General features: G+C 47.7%; 17 protein-coding genes. 4 read left to right on the top strand and 13 right to left on the bottom strand.

The genetic code is table 11. The annotated features are described in order from the left end of the window. The 9 genes from HF569_RS05140 to pdhA all read right to left on the bottom strand — a co-directional run. Positions 1–284: helix-turn-helix domain-containing protein (locus HF569_RS05140; protein ID WP_232842571.1), on the bottom strand; the 284-nt coding region annotated here is incomplete at its 3' end. A gap of 532 nt (positions 285–816) precedes the next feature. Continuing rightward, positions 817–2,661: a translational GTPase TypA gene (gene typA / locus HF569_RS05145; RefSeq protein ID WP_168850143.1), complete on the bottom strand. Its 1,845-nt coding sequence runs from the start codon at positions 2,659–2,661 to the stop codon at positions 817–819. A gap of 139 nt (positions 2,662–2,800) precedes the next feature. Then, positions 2,801–3,592, bottom strand: coding sequence for an inositol monophosphatase family protein (locus HF569_RS05150; protein WP_168901576.1), 792 nt, complete (start codon positions 3,590–3,592; stop codon positions 2,801–2,803). A gap of 4 nt (positions 3,593–3,596) precedes the next feature. Then, positions 3,597–3,893, bottom strand: a complete 297-nt coding sequence (locus HF569_RS05155) for a UPF0223 family protein (protein WP_168901577.1) — start codon at positions 3,891–3,893, stop codon at positions 3,597–3,599. A 3-nt stretch (positions 3,894–3,896) separates the two neighbouring features. Next, positions 3,897–4,802: a Rossmann-fold NAD(P)-binding domain-containing protein gene (locus HF569_RS05160; protein WP_168901578.1), complete on the bottom strand. Its 906-nt coding sequence runs from the start codon at positions 4,800–4,802 to the stop codon at positions 3,897–3,899. Between the two features lie 176 nt (positions 4,803–4,978). Continuing rightward, the gene (lpdA, locus tag HF569_RS05165) at positions 4,979–6,406 is read right to left on the bottom strand and encodes a dihydrolipoyl dehydrogenase (RefSeq protein ID WP_168901579.1); all 1,428 of its coding nucleotides are present in this window, start codon (positions 6,404–6,406) and stop codon (positions 4,979–4,981) included. A 7-nt stretch (positions 6,407–6,413) separates the two neighbouring features. Then, entirely contained in the window at positions 6,414–7,727 is a 1,314-nt protein-coding gene (locus HF569_RS05170; RefSeq protein WP_168901580.1) for a 2-oxo acid dehydrogenase subunit E2, read from the bottom strand. Positions 7,728–7,806: 79 nt separating this feature from the next. Then, positions 7,807–8,784 carry an alpha-ketoacid dehydrogenase subunit beta gene (locus tag HF569_RS05175; RefSeq protein ID WP_168850137.1) on the bottom strand — a complete coding sequence of 326 codons (978 nt, stop codon included), beginning with the start codon at positions 8,782–8,784 and terminating at the stop codon, positions 7,807–7,809. A 2-nt stretch (positions 8,785–8,786) separates the two neighbouring features. After that, the gene (pdhA, locus tag HF569_RS05180; RefSeq protein WP_168850136.1) at positions 8,787–9,902 is read right to left on the bottom strand and encodes a pyruvate dehydrogenase (acetyl-transferring) E1 component subunit alpha; all 1,116 of its coding nucleotides are present in this window, start codon (positions 9,900–9,902) and stop codon (positions 8,787–8,789) included. 275 nt (positions 9,903–10,177) lie between these two features. On the opposite strand from pdhA, the gene def reads away from it, so the two are divergent. Next, the gene (gene def, locus HF569_RS05185) at positions 10,178–10,738 is read left to right on the top strand and encodes a peptide deformylase (protein WP_168901581.1); all 561 of its coding nucleotides are present in this window, start codon (positions 10,178–10,180) and stop codon (positions 10,736–10,738) included. A 433-nt stretch (positions 10,739–11,171) separates the two neighbouring features. On the opposite strand, the gene HF569_RS05190 is transcribed toward def, so the two are convergent. Further along, entirely contained in the window at positions 11,172–11,669 is a 498-nt protein-coding gene (locus HF569_RS05190) for a hypothetical protein (RefSeq protein ID WP_168850134.1), read from the bottom strand. A gap of 190 nt (positions 11,670–11,859) precedes the next feature. On the opposite strand from HF569_RS05190, the gene HF569_RS05195 reads away from it, so the two are divergent. From HF569_RS05195 to HF569_RS05205, 3 genes are all read left to right on the top strand, one after another. After that, entirely contained in the window at positions 11,860–12,078 is a 219-nt protein-coding gene (locus tag HF569_RS05195; protein WP_168850133.1) for a DNA-directed RNA polymerase subunit epsilon, read from the top strand. Next, positions 12,075–13,754: a ribonuclease J1 gene (rnjA, locus tag HF569_RS05200; protein WP_168901582.1), complete on the top strand. Its 1,680-nt coding sequence runs from the start codon at positions 12,075–12,077 to the stop codon at positions 13,752–13,754. Before HF569_RS05195 ends, rnjA begins: the two co-directional genes overlap by 4 nt. Before the next feature lie 197 nt (positions 13,755–13,951). Continuing rightward, positions 13,952–14,914, top strand: coding sequence for a diacylglycerol/lipid kinase family protein (locus HF569_RS05205; RefSeq protein ID WP_211089637.1), 963 nt, complete (start codon positions 13,952–13,954; stop codon positions 14,912–14,914). Between the two features lie 145 nt (positions 14,915–15,059). Here the strand turns inward: HF569_RS05205 and HF569_RS05210 are convergent, their stop codons facing one another. From HF569_RS05210 to HF569_RS05220, 3 genes are all read right to left on the bottom strand, one after another. Then, a complete protein-coding gene (locus tag HF569_RS05210; RefSeq protein ID WP_168850131.1) occupies positions 15,060–15,266 on the bottom strand; it encodes a hypothetical protein in 207 nt (68 codons plus the stop codon). A 146-nt stretch (positions 15,267–15,412) separates the two neighbouring features. Next, the gene (locus HF569_RS05215; protein ID WP_168901583.1) at positions 15,413–16,930 is read right to left on the bottom strand and encodes a LysM peptidoglycan-binding domain-containing protein; all 1,518 of its coding nucleotides are present in this window, start codon (positions 16,928–16,930) and stop codon (positions 15,413–15,415) included. 488 nt (positions 16,931–17,418) lie between these two features. Then, the gene (locus HF569_RS05220; RefSeq protein ID WP_168850129.1) at positions 17,419–18,438 is read right to left on the bottom strand and encodes a DUF1002 domain-containing protein; all 1,020 of its coding nucleotides are present in this window, start codon (positions 18,436–18,438) and stop codon (positions 17,419–17,421) included. Positions 18,439–18,473: the final 35 nt, after the last annotated feature.

Consider the following 18,473-nt stretch of genomic DNA (forward strand, 5'->3'; position numbering starts at 1 on the left):
CAATTCGAAACAGACGTAGGCTTCGGGAAACCAAACTTGATGCAGGTTGCTTCTAACGATGCATGATTCTTTTCCTTCCACTCTACTAAATTCACACGGAATTCACCAGTTATGTGTGGCGGATTCAATAGTTTTTCTCGACCATGAACTTGATAAATACCAGTTAGAACACGAAGAGCATACCGTCCTATACCGTAACGCGTCGCAACTATTGTATACGATTCACCACGATCACTAAGATAGTCTTCGACAGCTTTAATCTTATTTTCAATTGAAACAACCATGATTTATACCCCTCTAGTTTGTTCCAACTTTTGGGGTACGGGTCAAACCACGTGTCTCCAAAGTTGCCCGTGCTGTAGGCTGGCTCCATCCCTGGCCTCCTCCGGCTTTGATTGTATTCTACCAGAACGACGGTTGAAAAACGTGGTCGCCCAGTAGTTTCAAGCTAACTGATAACAACCATGAAACTCATTATCACGGTCGTCTCAGGACATCCGTGTCAGCCGTGAGTGAGCCAAATTTGAGCTCAGCCGTGGGATTTACCATGTGACCTTCTTGGTAAATGGCGCCTTTGAGACGTGTTTCTCGGCTCAAAGCGAGGCTCGAGACCGCTCTATGGCTCGAGCCGTCCTTCCCACAGCGATCCAGCTCAAATTTGGCGAATGGTAAGGCGGAAGGAATCACTAGGTCGCCTAGTTTTAGTACAGCTGCTGTTAGAACGTTCTTTTAACGGTCAGCTGGTCATTAAAAAACCGGTAATGATCACAGCAAGCTGCAACCATTACCGGTTTTCTTTAATTTAAAGTTTAGAAATTACTTCCGAGCAGCGGTCTTCCGCTTCTTGGCAGCCTTTTCCCGTTCGCTGGTGTTCAGAATTTGCTTCCGCAGACGAACGTGGTCTGGCGTGATTTCACAGTATTCATCTTCGTTGATGAATTCCAGTGATTCTTCCAGAGACATCTTCAATGGCGTCTTAACCTTGGCAATATCTTCAGAACCGGCGGCCCGGACGTTGGTTTGGTTCCGGCCACGGGTAATGTTAACGGAGATATCATTATCCCGGCTGTTTTGACCAACGATCATCCCTTCGTACACTTCAGTCCCAGCTTCAGTGAAGATGGTCCCACGGTCTTGAACGGCCATGATAGCGTACGTCGTTACCTTACCAGAGTTAATTGAAACCAAAGTCCCGTTGTGACGACCTGGGTTCCAGTTCTTGATAACTGGCAAGTACTTGGAGAAGGTATGGTTCATGATCCCATAACCACGAGTTAAGGATAAGAATTCGGTTGAGTAACCGATCAATCCACGAGATGGTGCCAAGAAAGTCAAACGAGTTTGACCGTTTCCTACGGCTTCCATGTTCTTCATTTCACCCTTCCGTTGGGAAAGCGTGTCAATGATAGAACCCGTGTATTCGTCCGGCGTATCAATTTGAACGGATTCAAATGGTTCGCAACGAACGTTATCAATTGTTCTGTAGATAACTTCTGGACGAGAAGCTTGTAATTCGTAACCTTCACGACGCATCGTTTCGATCAAGATGGACAAGTGAAGTTCACCACGACCGGAAACAATCCAAGCACCAGGATTGTCGGTGTCGTCAACTCGTAAGGAAACATCAGTATGAAGTTCACGCTTCAGACGTTCTTCCAATTGACGTGACGTCACGAACTTACCTTCACGACCAGCAAATGGTGAGTCGTTCGTCCGGAAAGTCATTTGCAGCGTTGGTTCGTCAATCCGTAAGATTGGAAGTGGCTCCAACGTATCAGGTGCAACCACCGTTTCACCAACGTTGATTTCATCCATACCTGAAACGGCAATCAAGTCACCAGCTTGGGCTTCCTTGATTTCCAAGCGCTTCAAACCGAAGTAACCAAACAACTTGGTAACCCGGAAGTTTTGCTTCGTACCGTCAAGCTTCATAACAGTAACGCTATCGCCGACTTTAACCTTCCCACGGAAGATCCGGCCAATCCCGATCCGACCAACGAAGTCGTTGTAGTCCAACATCGCAACTTGGAATTGTAATGGTTCATCCGTGTTGTCAATTGGAGCTGGGATGTGCTTAACAATCGTGTCAAACACTGGCTTCATCGTGTGTTCTTGCGTATCCAATTCTGGATCGTAGCTAGAAGTCCCATTCATAGCTGAGGCGTAAACCACTGGGAAGTCCAGTTGGTCTTCGTCGGCACCTAATTCAATGAAGAGATCCAGCACTTCGTCAACCACTTCGGAAGGACGGGCGCCTTCACGGTCAACCTTGTTGATCACCACGATAGGGGTCAAGTGTTGATCCAAAGCCTTCTTCAAAACGAAACGGGTTTGTGGCATCGTACCTTCGTAGGCATCGACAACTAACAGAACACCGTCGACCATGCGCATGATCCGTTCAACTTCACCACCGAAATCGGCATGTCCTGGGGTATCCAAGATGTTGATTTGCTTGTCCCCGTAACGAACAGCGGTGTTCTTGGACAGGATCGTGATGCCCCGTTCCTTTTCGATTGCGTTAGTATCCATGGCGCGGTCGCCAATGGACGTATGTTCGTCTAACGTATCGGACTGTTTAAGCATTTCGTTAACCAGGGTCGTTTTCCCGTGGTCAACGTGGGCAATGATGGCAATGTTACGGATATCATCTCTGAATTTCAAGTGTATTTCTTCCTTTCGTGCTTGTTGAATTAGATGGATCACGGCATGCTTACGTCGTCAGTAAGTACGCTTATTGTAGCGTGATTGATTAATAAAGTCCATCTGTACCGACCGGCCGCATAAAAAAACTGTGACCGTGTCACAGTGAGACGTCATCTTCTTCAATTTGGAGAATATCACGTTGCGCTTTTTCCGTCGCTACTAGTACAAGGTTAGATGATAGCATATTGAGCGGCTGGCCGTCAATGGTTGAGACTCGAACACCCAAAAAGTTTAATAGAACTTGTCCCGCAGCAATATCCCAAGGTTTGAGGTATGAAATGTAGCCCAACGTCTTTCCCAAGAGAATATTGATCATTTCAATCCCCGCACTACCGTAGATTCGCATCCCCGCGCTATCGTGAACAATCTGCTGCATGTGCGCCACGTCATGGACAACTAACGGTGCACTGGCGCCAATGAGCCCTTCTGATAGCGCCAAATTGGCCGGGGCACTCACGGGTTGATCGTTGGCCCAAACACCGCCGACAGCTGGACCGCCCGCGTACAAGACATCATTCATCACGTCATAGATAAAACCCAACTGACCCTTGCCATCCTGATAAATCCCAATCATCATTGCAAAATTATCGTGCTGTTTCACAAAATTCATGGTACCGTCGATCGGATCGACAATCCAAACACGACCATCTAAGTTAGTTAACTGATCGCCAAAGCCCTCTTCACCTAAAACTTTAGCGTTCGGATCCAGCTGACGAATCCCCGCAATCAAAAATTGCTCATTGCTTTTATCAATATTGGTGACTAAATCTTTCCGACTGGTCTTTTCACTAACCGTCATTGGCGCGGCCATCTTAGCGATTACCTGCCGACGCCCCTCTCGCAACAAAGATGAAACGTCCCGTGCAATCTGTTGCCAATCTTCACTCATTATCCTAACGCATCCCCTTCATTTTAATTCGACCGCCCTGTTCACGGGCCTGCTTAACCGTTCGATAAATACTGTACCCTGATGCTTGCTCAAACTCTCGTCCCAACTGTTTCTCTTCAAATTTCTGCGGGACAACCGTTTGAAACCCACGATAGGCTGCTAGCAAATCCGCGGCTGCCACACCCTGATTAAGTTCATAGGCGTCTTCCACCCGTTGATACAGTGTGGTCACGGCCACAATATCTGCCGTTGACCAGTCCGCCTGTAGGGGGTATTCGTAATTACTCGATGACTGGGTCATACACTACTTCCCTTCTGTTTGTTGACTTTCAATTGTCGTCAACCGTGTTCTAATCGCTGCAATTTGTTCAGCGTAAGCTTGTTGTTCTTCATCGGACAACACCAAATTGGTTAAATGTTGAATGCCCTTTTCACCGACCAACACCGGTGAAGCCGCCGCAAACGCCGGTGTATCCTCATGAATATTCGTGACCGGTGCGATCAGCGGTTGCTGGGACAGAGTTGCTTGTAGCAAGCGAATAATGGCTAAATAACGTAATGTTGCCTGTTGCTCCGTGGCTTCTCGTTGCAACCAAGTCCCCATTTTTCCGAGATCATCGGCATCGAAGTCGGCATCGGCATTGGCCAAATACATGAGGAGTGGCGCTGGTCCGATGTACGTTCTACTCCACGCGACGATTGGCGCGCTAGCCGATCCAACGACGGTCGCCTGAATCATAGTGGCCCCAACCCCCAACCGCTCTGCTAACCGATACGTTAAGAGCCGGGTCAACGGGTAGGTCCCCAACCCCCAGATCTGGCTGGCCGACAAGCCGGAGAACTTCCACGCAAAGTAAGTCAGTAACTCGTCCTGTTCACCAGCAAAAATCAATTGGCCATTGAAGCCATTTTCTACGATCCGTTTCACCAAAAGGCGGAGCTCCGCAACCATGGTGGTGATTGGTGTGTCCGCTACGTGACGATCCAAGACGACCAGCCAAGTAGCCTTGCCATAATCCGTGGCGGTGCCAACCCGAATCGTTAGCCGCGGGCACAGTGCGCTAGCCACCACCAACGGTTGATAACGCGGTGCATCATCCATCGTATTGGGCATCACAACACAATCAAGTGGTAAGTCGGTAATCAATAGCTGATGTAACAGGCGACTGGCCTGTTCAAAATTCCCTTGTATCAATAACGTTGGCCTCATCGGTGACCCTCCTTTACTAAAACTGGCTATTCTAGCCATCTTTGTCCGAAAATGATCACATAGTCCCATTATAAGTGAACCTTTACGGATAGCAAGTTAGAACGCTTCATTCCCATAAAAAAAGCCACCCCTCAAAGGAGTGACTTTTCGTGAAATTAGAGTTGTCGCAAGTCGCTTTAGATGTGGGTTGGGAACCCTAAAGCAATATCTGCAGCTTCTTGGATTGGTTCATTCAAGGTTGGATGTGGATGGATAGTCAAAGCCACGTCTTCCACATTCAGGCCATCATTAACGATGAGTGATAATTCACCCGTCATCGTGCTGACCTCTGGGCCAACCGCTTGGGCACCGACAATATTCTTATTGTCGTCGTCCGTGTAGACGAAGCGGACGAACCCTTCAGGTGCATCCAAGGAAACGGCCCGTGCATTCCCGGCAAATGGGAACTTCGCAGTCTTGACCTTGATGCCCTTGTCCTTAGCTTCAGCTTGGGTATAACCCACCGTTGCCAATTCAGGATCAGCGAAACATACCGCTGGGACACTCAACCAGTCATTGGCCGTCTTCTTGCCGGAGATAGCACCAGCTGCCGTCTTAGCTTCAGCAAAGGCCTTGTGTGCCAAAGCTGCGCCAGGCACAACGTCACCGACCGCCCAGATATGTTCTGAAGCTGTCCGGCCTTGGTTGTCAACTTCGATTTGACCGTGATCGTTCAACTTAACCTTGGTGTATTCCAAGCCCAAGTCATCCGTGTTAGGTTTCCGGCCAACCGTAACCATGCAGTAATCTGCTCTGATGGTCGTTTCCTTACCATCAACGGCGTAAGTGACATCAACCCCGTTGTCGTCTTGCTTAGAACCCTTAGCCATGGCGCCGGTAATCACATCAACGCCCTTCTTCTTCAAGTTCTTCAGCACAACGGAAACCATGTCCTTCTCGAAGTTAGGCAAAATAGATGGCGTTCCTTCAATGATCGTGACATGTGCGCCCAAGCTAGCGTATGCGCCCGCCAGTTCAGTGCCGACATAACCACCACCGATGACGACGAATTCTTTAGGAATCTCTGGCAGGTTGAGCCCACCAGTCGAATCAATGACTCGACCTTCAAACTTAAACCCAGGAATTTCGATAGGATGACTCCCAGTAGAAATAATGATGTTATTGTACTCGAAAGTCTGTCCCGTATCCGTCGACATAAATTGCTTTTCACCAGTTGGCATAACCCGTAATTGGGTATCGCTTAAGAAGACGGCTTCACCATTGACCACGTCAACGTGATGCTTCTTCATCAGCATCTGTACCCCACCGGTCATCCGGTCAACGACCTTCTTTTGCTTCCATTCTTGGGTCTTCTTAAAGTCGATCTCAGCCGAGCTTGTTGAGATCCCATAAGTCGAAGCATCTTTGGCCTGTTCTAACCGGTGACCCGCTTGGATCAACGCCTTGGAAGGAACACAACCAACGTTCAGGCAGACACCGCCCAGCGTATCAGATTTTTCAACTAACGTCACCTTTTGGCCTAATTCAGAAGCCCGAATTGCGGCAACGTAGCCGCCGGGGCCGGCACCAATAATGACGGTATCCTTCTTTTCAACATCTGCCATATTTCTGTCATCCTTCCATTAAGAGCATTTCTGGATCATGAAGCAATGCTTTCAGTTCGTTTAAGATATTTTGAGCCAACGCCCCATCAATCAACCGGTGGTCGTAACTCAAGGAGAGTTTCAGCATCCGGCCAACGACGATGTCGCCATCTTCATTGACGTAAGGTGCCTTTTCAATCCGGCCAACCCCCAGAATAGCAACTTCTGGTTGGTTAATCACTGGTGTGAACCAGCCACCACCAATGGATCCAACGTTACTAATCGTAATGGAACCACCAGCCATGGATGCAGGTGAAAGCTTGTTGTCGTATGCGGCTTGTGAGTTTTCACTAATTTCCTTAGCGATTTCAAACATGCCCTTGGAGTCCGCATTCTTGATATTAGGAACGTATAACCCGTGATCCGTATTGGTTGCAATCCCGATATTGTAGTAATGCTTCGTCACAATTTCTTGCGTGGTGTCATCAATTGATGCGTTGATTTCAGGGAAGTCTTTCATCACAGCAACTAATGCCTTCACAATGTAAGGCAGGAAGGTCAAGTGGATACCCTTGTCAGCGGCAGCCTGCTTGTACTTCTTCCGGTTAGCCATCAGAGCTGAAACTTCAACTTCATCAAATGACGTAACGTGTGGGGCAATATCCTTGGATGTCCGCATGCTCTTGGCAATGATCTTCCGCATTGGTGACATTGGTTCACGCGTCTCTAACTCAGGACGATCAGCGTTCCAAGGCTTGATTGCTTGACCCGTGGCCTTTGCGGCAGCTGGTGCAGCAGGAGCTTCCTTAGCAGCAGCTGCTGGCGCTGCGGCACCATTGAAGTTATCAATATCTGCTTTAAGTACTTGACCATGATTCCCAGTTGGCGCAACTTGGGTGATATCCACACCCTTGTCACGGGCATATTGCCGGACGGATGGCATCGCCATAACCAACTTGTTAGGATCTGCAGCGGCTGGTACCCCAGTTGGCGCAGCTGGTGCGGGTGCTGCAGCGGCTTCTGGTTCTGCGGCTGGCGCTTCCGGTGCAGCTTCTTCAGCTGGTGCTTCATCGCCACCCTTACCTAAGTCAGGTGGTGTATCTGAACCATCATCAATCACAATCAGTGGGTCACCGATTTCAACGGTATCCCCTTCTTGCGCAACAATCTTTGAAATCGTGCCATCAACGGGTGATGGTAATTCCGAAACAGACTTATCGTTTTGGATTTCGACTAACGTGTCGTCTTCCTTAACGGCGTCTCCTTCTTTAACAAGCCATGAAGAAATTTCACCTTCAGCCATTCCTTCACCAAGCTCAGGGAGTTTGAACGTATAAGCCATGGGAAAACTTCCTTTCTTTCATTTAATGCAGGATGTTCCCACATCGAGTTTTATCTGATTAATTGGTTAACTGTAATTTTTAGTAATTAACGATTTCACGGACCTTAGCTTCAATGTCATCAGAATTTGGAATCCAGTCATTTTCAGCTTGGGCAAATGGGTAAACGCTGTCTGGCGCCGCTACCCGGCCAATTGGCGCATCCAATGACATGATCTTTTCTTCGGCAATGTCGGAAGCTACGACGGCACCGACACCGGCCATCCGTTGTGCTTCTTGAACGACAACAACCTTGTGGGTCTTATCAATGGAAGCAAAGATGGTATCCGTGTCAATTGGTGACAGTGACCGTAAGTCAATGACTTCAGCTGAGATGTTGTCCTTAGCCAAAGCATCGGCAGCCGTCAAGGATTCGTTGACCTCTGCACTGTAAGCCACGATAGTAACATCAGTACCTTCGCGAACCACCTTAGCTGAGTCTAGCGGAACCGTGTACTTTTCATCAGGAACTTCATCCTTCATTGAACGGTAAAGTTTCAAGTTTTCCATAAACAGAACCGGATCATCGCTTTCGACAGCGGAAATGATCAAGCCCTTAGCATCGTATGGGTTGGCTGGTGTAACCACCCGTAACCCAGGGGTACTGGTGAAGTAGTTTTCCAGGTTATCGGCATGCATTTCGGCGGTATGAGTCCCCCCACCAAATGGTGTCCGTACCGTAACTGGGAAGTTCTTTTGACCACCAAACCGGTAGTGGTCACGAGCTAATTGGCCAACAATCCCATCCATCGCTTCGAACGTGAAGCCCATGAATTGAATTTCAGGAATTGGCCGCCAGCCGGTAAGTGACAATCCGATGGCGAGTCCTAAAATCCCAGATTCAGCCAATGGAGTATCGAATACCCGATCTTCACCATACTTATCTTGTAGACCAACCGTGGTCCGGAAGACACCACCGTTTTTACCGACATCTTCACCGAAGATCAAAGTCTTGGGATCGTCGCTTAAGACTTGATCCAGACCAGAAGTGATCGCTTTAATATACGTCATTTTAGCCATGATTACTTCGACTCCTTTGCTTCGAATTCTGCAATTTGCTTCTTAACCGCTGGAGTAGGAACATTGTAAGTCCACTTCAGGAAGTCGGAAACCTTTTGTGCTGGTGCAGCTTCTGCTTCCTTCATCGCTTGCTTAAATTCGTCTTTGTATTCGTCGACTAATTTGTCTTCTTGATCTTGTGACCAAACACCCTTGTCTGTTAAGACTTTCCGTAACCGAATCAATGGGTCAGCGTCGAACCAAGGCTTTTCTTCTTCCTTCGTCCGGTAACGAGAAGGATCATCACCAGCTGAGGAGTGGGCACCGTAACGGTAAGTCAACGTTTCAATCACAACTGGCCCGTTGCCAGCAACCGCAAAGTCACGAGCAGCTTTAGAGACTTCATGAACAGCCACGATATCCATCCCGTCAACTTGGACAGAAGGAACACCCATAGCCACCGCTTTTTGAGCTAAGGTTTCCGCACCAGTTTGCTTACGCCGTGGTACAGAAATTGCCCAACCATTATTTTGAACAAAGAAGACAGCTGGTGCTTGGAAGGCACTGGTGAAGTTAACCCCTTCATACCAGTCCCCTTGTGATGTCCCACCATCACCGGTGTAAACGAAGGCAACGCGATCTTCATCGCCGTTCTTCTTAATCCCCAAAGCTACGCCGGCAGTTTCAACGTATTGGGCACCGATAATAATTTGTGGGAAGAGCATGTTAGGATTTTCATGTTGGTTCCCCTGAACATGACCCTTAGACCATAAGAAACCTTTTGCAACAGTTGTACCGTGTTGAATCATTTGTGGTAAATCACGGTAAGCAGGTAATAAGAAGTCGTTTTCCTTAAACGCGGTCACACTTCCCATTTCACTGGCTTCCTCACCGGCAGTTGGAGCATAGAATCCGAGGCGACCCTGACGGGAGAAGTTCATTGTTTGTTCGTGTAACGTACGCTCCCAAACCATTTTCTTCATGAAGTCAACAAGTTGGTCATCTGAATATTTTGCCAACGTGTCTGGATCAACAACCTTCCCTTCCCGGTCAATGACTTGCACCGGGTGCTTGTATGGGTCGGCCATCGTAGCTTTGATTTTGGCAAAGTCTACAATCTGTTTGCTTCCATTAGCCATAAGTAACACTTTCCTTTCACTTGATATGAAATTGTTAACAAGAGTGAGTTAACGTTGCGTTTCCTGACTACACCCCTAAAGTACCATTTTTTCACAACCGTTGCAAGCCCTTTCATTAACGGAAATAAAGGTTTTGGCCGAAAACATTACTGGCGCTTGTGATTATCCGCTTTCGTCATTTTTAATGTACAGAAAACGTTTTCTTTCATTTCATTTTCGTTATCTGTTATGTTAGAATGTAAAATAGTTATGAATAATTTTCGGAGGTAATGCTCGTGTTTCTCATGAAAGATATTGTCAGAGATGGCGACCCCGTTCTGCGGAAGGAAGCGGCAGAAGTCACTTTCCCTCTGTCCGAAGAGGATCAACAACTGGCGAAAGACCTAATGGAATACTTAGTGGTCTCCCAAGACCCTGAGCAATGTAAAAAGTACGGTTTACGCGCCGGCGTCGGCCTGGCAGCCCCTCAAGTGGGTGTGTCGAAGAAGATGGCCTCCGTCTTGGTGCCACCGGCAGAAGAAGACGGTAAGTCGCCGTTTACCGATGTGATCATCAATCCCGTCATCGTGTCCGAATCGGTTCAACTAGGGGCATTGACCGAGGGCGAAGGTTGCCTATCCGTCGACAAAGACGTGCCCGGCTTCGTGCCGCGTCACGACCGAATCACGTTGCGTTACTACGATGTCAATGGTGAAAAACACCAAGTTCGTTTAAAGAACTATCCAGCCATCGTGTGCCAACATGAAATTGATCACTTGCATGGGACGCTTTTCTACGACCACATTGACAAGGACCAACCATTCAGTCGCGCCGAAGATACGATTATGATTGAGTAATTGCTAAAAATGGTGTTGCCTTCACAATTTGTGAGGACAACACCATTTTTTTATTACTGAATTAAAGCGTGAAAATCATTACCGGCGTTTGAGCAACTGGGATAATAGATGGAAACTAGGAACCCGCGGCTGGCAGAGATTCCGGTTACGATGGTTGTTAAGTAGAAAATTTCTTAAACAACTGATGAATCATCAATTAGCCAACAGTAATTAATGACTTCCATGTAGCCGTGAGTGAGTCAAATTTGAGCTCAGCCGTGGGATTTACCAAGTGACTTTCTTGGTAAATGGCGACTTTGAGACGTGATTTTTCGGCTCAAAGCGAGGCCTAAGACCGCCCTGTGGCTTAGGTCGTCCTCCCCGCAGCGCTCCAGCTCAAATTTGGCGAACGGTAAGGCGGTAATTCCTGGCAGCCGGAATACGACCAATTTAGTTACTTCACAGCTGGATCGTCTAATTTTTTCAAGTCTTTCAAATATTCGACAGTTGATTCGTTCATTAGATAGGCGACGTCCAAATGTAATTCACCAGTGTACACCCAGATATCGCTGACGACGAACGCCGATCCCTTAACCACCGATTTCACCTGATGGTCGGCACTAAAGCTAGCCAGAGCCTGATTAAACGCCTGCTCCAATTCAGGTAGCCGGCGTTCCGTATCTAAAGCTGCCGGGAAACTGTATTCAAACGACATGACGCCCCGACCCCAAACATCGGCCACGGTCTCAGCCGCTTCAATCTGGCATTCGGACTCCGTCAACACATCTTCATTGACTAATCTTTGGAGAGCGGCCTTGACTGCCACATCCGTTTCGTCTTGAGCAGATCGCCGAACAATTCGAGTTGCCCGTTGCACGATGGTGCGGTGAATTAGTTCATATATCACGATGGCAATGATAACCCCAATGATGATTTCTACGATTAATGCCATGGCGTCTCCTCCGTTCACTTTACGTTAGCTTAATCATAGCATGTTTTGCTGTCCAGTGGTAATTCTATACAATCACCTGAATCTATGCTAAAATTGTGCTAATTGTTGTGTAAGCAACCCGCAGTTCGGATGGACCATGACTCGTCGCACCTCTGACGAGTTAAATTATTTTGTTAAAGGAGTTTTGTCAGTGATTTATAAAGTTTATTACCAAAACGATAAAAAGCGGAATCCTAAGCGCGAGGATACCCATTCGCTTTACTTGGAAGCGGACACCGAAGTTGAAGCTCGGGCCCAAGTAGAAGCACACACGGATCACAATATCGAATTCATTGAAGCGATTGAAGGAAACACTCTCGCTTACGAACAACAGAATCCGAATTACAAGTTAACGGAGTTTAATGAATGAACAAGTTAAACGTCAAAAATAACGAAGCCGCTATCTTTAGCGTGGGTGGACTTGGCGAAATCGGGAAAAACACTTACGGTATTCAATTTCAAGATGAAATTATCTTAATCGATGCCGGGATTAAGTTTCCTGAAGACGAACTATTGGGGATCGACTATGTTATCCCCGATTACCAATATCTCGTTGAAAACCAAGCCAAGATCAAGGCGCTAGTGATTACCCACGGCCATGAAGATCATATTGGCGGTATTCCTTATTTATTAAAGGCCCTGAACGTCCCAGTCTATGCTGGTCCCCTGGCCTTAGCATTGATCAAGAATAAACTTGAAGAACACGGATTACTTAAATCGACTGAATTACACGCAATTGACGATGATACTGTGCTTAAATTCCGGAAGATGAGTGTCACCTTCTTTCGGACAACTCACTCAATTCCTGATACCTTGGGAATTGCCGTCCATACACCAGTCGGTACAATCGTGGAAACCGGTGACTATAAGTTCGACTTAACACCAGTAACCAACCAGCCGCCTGATCTTCAAAAGATGGCTAAGTTAGGCGCTGAGGGTGTGTTGTGTCTCATGTCTGATAGTACCAACGCCGAACGCCCTATCTGGACGAAGTCTGAAAAGTGGGTGGGTAAATCTATCCGCAAGATTTTTGACCAAGTCGAAGGTCGGGTCATCTTTGCCACCTTTGCTTCTAACATCTCCCGGATCGAAACGGCCTGTGAGGTTGCTTTAGCCCACGGTCGTAAGATTGCGGTCTTCGGTCGTTCCATGGAAGCAGCCATCGTCAACGGGCGCGAGTTAGGCTACCTAAATATCCCCGACGATGCTTTAGTTGATGCCAACACGATTCGGTCACTACCGGCCGAAAAAGTGATGATCTTATGTACGGGATCACAAGGTGAACCGATGGCGGCCCTTTCACGGATCGCCAACGGAACGCACCGGCAAATTGCGATTCAACCTGGCGACACGGTCGTCTTCTCCAGTAACCCAATCCCTGGTAACACGATCTCTGTGAACCGGGTCATTAATGAGCTGGAAGAAGCCGGCGCGAACGTCATTCACGGCAAGGTCAACAACATCCATACTTCCGGTCACGGTGGTCAAGAAGAACAAAAGCTCATGCTTCGCTTAATGCAGCCTAAGTTCTTTATGCCAATTCACGGGGAATACCGGATGTTGAAGATCCATACCGAACTGGCTGAACAATGTGGCGTGCCATTAGATCACAGCTTTATCCTGCAAAATGGGGATGTCTTAGCCCTGACGCAGGATTCCGCTCGGATCGCTGGCCACTTCACTGCTGGCGATGTTTACATCGACGGCTCTGGAATTGGTGATATCGGTAACGTCGTCTTACGCGACCGTCAACTACTTTCCGAAGAAGGCTTGGTGGTTGTCGTGGCAACGATTGATCTTAAGAATCAAGAGATCAAGGCCGGGCCAGACCTGCTGTCACGCGGGTTTGTTTACATGCGCGAATCCGGTGAGCTCCTAAACGAAGGACGTCGGCGGGTCTTCCAGACCATTCGGCGGGCTATGCGTAACCCGAAGGCAACTGAAGCCTCGATTCGCAACGCTGTGATCGATGACTTACAGAACTTCCTCTTCGCAAAGACGGAACGTCACCCTATGATTTTACCCATGTTTATTATGACTAAGTAATAGATAGAAGCGGTTGAGACGCTGGTCTCAGCCGCTTTTTTTGCTGCACGCTACTCCCCTTTTACCACCGATTGAACGGCCAAATACGCCGCTCAATTGCACTATTCCTTACAACTAAGGAAAGTTCCGCCAGAATTACTAGGCAGCTTCGTCGATTTCGTTTATAATAGTGAGGATTAATAATTGAGAGGAGAAGTATGGTGAGTGTCCAGTTCTATATCATCTTAAATGAGCACGCAGGAAGTGGTCGTGCCAAGGTCTTGTGGCCCGAGATTAAACAACAACTCGACGACGCCCAAGTCTCCTACCGGCTTGCCACCTCAGAATACGCCAACCATGCGATTCTTTTAAGCGAGCAATTTGCAAAACAATTACCTGATGAACCTCATCAGGACTGGGTGGTCCTTGCTGTTGGCGGCGATGGCACCCTCCACGAAGCCATCAATGGCCTCACCAAGCAGCCACGTCACTACCCGATTCCGGTGACCTACTTACCCATTGGTTCCGGCAATGATTTTGCCCGAGGCGCCGGCATGGCCATCAAGTGGGAGGATGCGCTTAAACAAATCGTTCAGTGCACCCACGCAACCAATTACGATATCGGCAGCTATGATGAAACCATTAAGCAAGAACGCGGCGTATTCACCAATAACTTAGGCATTGGGTTCGATGCGGCCATCATCTCACAAGCGAATCAATCCAAAGCTAAGGTTTGGCTGAACCAACACCACATGGGAAAGCTGTCCTACCTGGCCTCTGCGTTGGACGTTTATTACAATCAGACGGGCTTCACCCTAACCGTCCACGTCGGCAATCAACGTGATATCTATCCCAATGCTTTCCTGGTCACTACCACCAATCATCCTTACTTTGGTGGCGGCGTGGGTATTGTCCCTCAGGCCACGATCACCGATCATCAGCTGCATTTGGTTGTCATTGAGAAGCCCAACTTTGCGAAACTGATTTGGCTAGCGTTACGCCTCATATTTAAGCGTCATTTGACGTCTAAGGCCGTTCACTACTATCAGGCACCGAATGTCCATCTCACCGTCCCGGCCATCGAATACGGGCAATTAGACGGCGAAGAAATGGGCGGTCGCTTTTTTGACGTCTACGTCGGACTCAAGCAGTATCCGTTCTGGTTCGATACCACAATTTAACCCATCATCATTTAAAGATCCCAACTGCGAGTTTTCGTAGTTGGGATCTTTTTAACTGGCCTAGTTCCCCTCATTGGCCAATAAAAAAGCCCCATCATCGTTTCCGACAATGAGACTCACTGGAAAAATCACCAGTAATTTATCGTTAATCTTCCGAAGCAGCCATTGCTTCCAGAATCATGTCTAGCTGAGCGCACTTATTACTGAGGTAGTTCATTTCCTCACCATACCGTGGTTCAATCCGTACAGTTTCATCAGTACTTTGAACAGATGCGGATTCCTTTTCTTTCAACGTGGCTAGCTGTGAATTAGCCTGCCGATACTCTTCCAGAATCTCTACCCGATTACTCATCACTACACAACTCCTTTAACAAGTATAAATTTTTAATTCCCGTTTTCTTAAACGACTAAAAGGAATCATACCACTTGCTAACGGATTTGTTAACGATTATCTTAACTTTTTTCACTGAATTTTGCTAGCTGTGAATCTGCAACCGATTACTTAACCGTCCCAGCAAAGGATGGCATAAAGTACTTGCTGATTTGATGAACCTGAACATTTTGACCAGGTGTTGGCGCGTCAACAAATTGATTGTTGCCTAAGTAGATCGCATCATGGTAAGTGGACCCTTTGGACCCCCAGAACAGAATGTCGCCTGGCTTAGCCGAAGCAACTGAGTGGGTCGATACGTAGGCCTCTTGCGCTACCGTATTATGTGGCAAATTGACGCCTGAAGCATTCTTATAAACGTAAGCAACTAAACCAGAACAATCCATCCCGCTTAATGATGAGCCGCCCCAAACATAAGGAATGTTAGCTGAAGATAACTTCAACGCTAACCCAGTGACTGAGCCACTCGTTAAGCCAGCCGTATTGGTGGTCTTCTTAGCACTGCTGCTGGTCGTAGCGGCTGCTGACGAACTAGCTGAATTAGTCGTTGAACTGGTCGTAGCCGCCTTAGCTGCTTGCTTGTTAACTGCAGAGCGCGTCGTCGTTCGAATTCGCTTAGTCGAGGTTGTCGCCGTGGCGTTTTGACTTCCCGTCTGTGCCTGAGTTGACTTAGAACTCGTCGCGTTAGTCTTAGGTGTCACTGTACTTGAGCTCGAAGGCGTTGCGACACTACTTTGTGAAGAGGATGGTGTTGCTGCACTGGAAGTCGACGTGCTAGGTGCACTAACTGCTGACCGAGTTGACCGTTGCACTGGTTGACTCGTCGTAGCGCTACTGCTGGTCGTCACACTAGACGAACTAGCTGGTGCCGTCACGGAAGAACTGGCTTGACTGGTTGTACGTTGACTGGCCACCGCATCAGCCTGTGAGCGCTGCGTCGCATTAGCATTAACGTGGTTCTTCTTGGTGACACTGGATTGCGCAGCTGAAGAGGTCGTCTGACTAGCTGATTTAGTTGTTGCGCGCTGCGTGGTTTGAGCAGAACTAGTGGTGTTGGATTGCGCAGCAGCACTTTGCTTTTGTTGTTGCTTGCTAGCCGCCGCTTGTTGTTGGGCCACAATCTGCGCCTGAACAGCATTAGCTTTTTGCGTCGTTTGCCGAGTAGCACTACTCGTTGCACCCGTGGTTGCGTTAGCCGTCGAACCAGCTGCCGTAGCGGTCTTAGCTGCTACGCTCCCCCGTGGAATAGTCAACTGTTGACCAACACTTAAGACATCGCCGGTCATGTGGTTAGCCTTTTGTAGCTGGGCTACGGACACATGGTACTTCTGAGCTAGATCCCACAAGGTATCTCCAGATTTAACTGAGTAAGTCTGGTTAGTCTTGGCGGAACGGACTTGTAATTTTTGTCCCACGAAGATGAGATCGGTCTTACTATCAATCGAATTTTGCGCCTCGAGGTCATCAATGGAGACCCCTAGTTTTTGTGAAAGTTCCCAAACGGTGTCGCCCTGCTTGACTTGAATACTATCCGCATTGGCGGTAATCGTCGCGCCGGCAGCCAGAGCGCCCACGGCACCCACGACGCCGACTAATGCTTTTGTTTTTCGTTGTCCTGTACTCATTTTCAACAACACGTCCTTTTATGACTTTTTTTCAAACGCAAGTGAACGACGACCCCAATCAAAATTAATCAGTATTGCCAGTCGTTCATAGTAAATACGAATCACAAATTAATAGTACCACACGTTTTCCCAGTTCCTTGTGAAATATTAAGGAAATCATAACCAATTTTTAAGGTTGAACGTTAGTTCCCATTTGAGGTTTCAATTCAATAATTGCTTGCTAAAACCACTGATTTACAGGCATTAAGCGTTTACACCATCGAAACGTTTGTTCTAATGGCTCTTTATTTCTAGCCAAAGGTTGTCCCTTGATGCCATCAACTAAGTGCAGCTTCCAAAATAATTGCAGAATACAAATTGCTATTGACAACGCTTTCTGTAAGTTACAAGCATCTGAAAATATTGTGACTTTGTGAAATTCAAATTTTTACAACAAAAAAACGGGAGTCACCTCCCGTTAGTTAGTAAATCAGCTGTTCTAGATCCTTTTAGTTGAATAGTCCTTGGAAGAACGCCACGACTTTATGCCAAATTTGAACGAGGAAGTTCTCTGCTTTTTTGGCATCGGCACTGTTGGCGAAATCTTTCACATTGGCCATTTTGTTACCAATACTATTGGCTAAATTGCTGGCAACATTCGTCACGTTATTAATGTAGCTCTTACTCGTTGATACTGGCGCCTGTTGCACCTTGCTCAGGGCCACCGCAATGTTAGTGATCTGGGTCGAGCTCGTCTTGCCATCAATTCCTTGTTTGGCTAGGGCCTTTTCTAACATGGCTTCAATATCCGCCTTAGTTGCAAGTTGGTCCCCATTCTGACGTTGCTTAGCCAAATCAGATGATACGGACCCCACGGCAGACATCAATTTACCTGGATACTTCTTATCGTTACTATTATTGTCAATCGCTGGTTGGGTGGCGTCTAACACACCGTTGGCCGCTTGCGTGTTCTCTGAGTTGAGCGTCAACCCATCAGCAGCTAAAGCCTTATAGACCCCTGTTAAGGCCGACTCACCGGAAACTGACTTGTCGGCGGTGACCGTAATGATCACATCCTTCACCCCAGCCATAGTTGCGACCATGGCGTACTGTTGCGACGTCACTTCGGTAATATTATTACTACCATTGTAATCAGCAATATTCACTTTCACACCAGTACCGGGATCAGCGGGCGCTAACGCCACGGAACTAATCATGCTGGCATCAGTCGTCCCGGCTGAATTCAGATATTTAGCGTAATCGCTACCTGTCGCCGTCAATTCACTATAATTGGACTTCACGCCTAAAGCCGATCCCACGCTATTCTTATCTTCACTGGCCAGTCCCGCCCCGTAAACCACATAGGCTTTTGATAAGGCTTTAGTCTGGACCGTGCTGCCACTAGTAGCGGAACTGCTGGTGTCACTGGTACTGGTATCGGTCGTGTCAGCGTGAGCCACCATCCCACCGCCAATTCCTACGACCAGTGCGGCCGCAGCTAAGCTCAAGATCATTCGTTTTAATTTCATTATTTGCACTCTCTTTTCACTTGAATTTAACTTCT

Origin of the sequence: Levilactobacillus tujiorum (assembly GCF_012641185.1) — a bacterium.
Lineage (GTDB): Bacteria > Bacillota > Bacilli > Lactobacillales > Lactobacillaceae > Levilactobacillus > Levilactobacillus tujiorum.

What these genes read in the sequence shown, in the direction of transcription:
- HF569_RS05150 (WP_168901576.1), bottom strand. Translation starts at nt 3,592, where the DNA reads ATGAGTGAAGATTGGCAACAGATTGCACGGGACGTTTCATCTTTGTTG.
- HF569_RS05155 (WP_168901577.1), bottom strand. Translation starts at nt 3,893, where the DNA reads ATGACCCAGTCATCGAGTAATTACGAATACCCCCTACAGGCGGACTGG.
- HF569_RS05160 (WP_168901578.1), bottom strand. Translation starts at nt 4,802, where the DNA reads ATGAGGCCAACGTTATTGATACAAGGGAATTTTGAACAGGCCAGTCGC.
- lpdA (WP_168901579.1), bottom strand. Translation starts at nt 6,406, where the DNA reads ATGGCAGATGTTGAAAAGAAGGATACCGTCATTATTGGTGCCGGCCCC.
- HF569_RS05170 (WP_168901580.1), bottom strand. Translation starts at nt 7,727, where the DNA reads ATGGCTTATACGTTCAAACTCCCTGAGCTTGGTGAAGGAATGGCTGAA.
- HF569_RS05175 (WP_168850137.1), bottom strand. Translation starts at nt 8,784, where the DNA reads ATGGCTAAAATGACGTATATTAAAGCGATCACTTCTGGTCTGGATCAA.
- pdhA (WP_168850136.1), bottom strand. Translation starts at nt 9,902, where the DNA reads ATGGCTAATGGAAGCAAACAGATTGTAGACTTTGCCAAAATCAAAGCT.
- HF569_RS05190 (WP_168850134.1), bottom strand. Translation starts at nt 11,669, where the DNA reads ATGGCATTAATCGTAGAAATCATCATTGGGGTTATCATTGCCATCGTG.
- rnjA (WP_168901582.1), top strand. Translation starts at nt 12,075, where the DNA reads ATGAACAAGTTAAACGTCAAAAATAACGAAGCCGCTATCTTTAGCGTG.
- HF569_RS05205 (WP_211089637.1), top strand. Translation starts at nt 13,952, where the DNA reads ATGGTGAGTGTCCAGTTCTATATCATCTTAAATGAGCACGCAGGAAGT.
- HF569_RS05210 (WP_168850131.1), bottom strand. Translation starts at nt 15,266, where the DNA reads ATGAGTAATCGGGTAGAGATTCTGGAAGAGTATCGGCAGGCTAATTCA.
- HF569_RS05215 (WP_168901583.1), bottom strand. Translation starts at nt 16,930, where the DNA reads ATGAGTACAGGACAACGAAAAACAAAAGCATTAGTCGGCGTCGTGGGT.
- HF569_RS05220 (WP_168850129.1), bottom strand. Translation starts at nt 18,438, where the DNA reads ATGAAATTAAAACGAATGATCTTGAGCTTAGCTGCGGCCGCACTGGTC.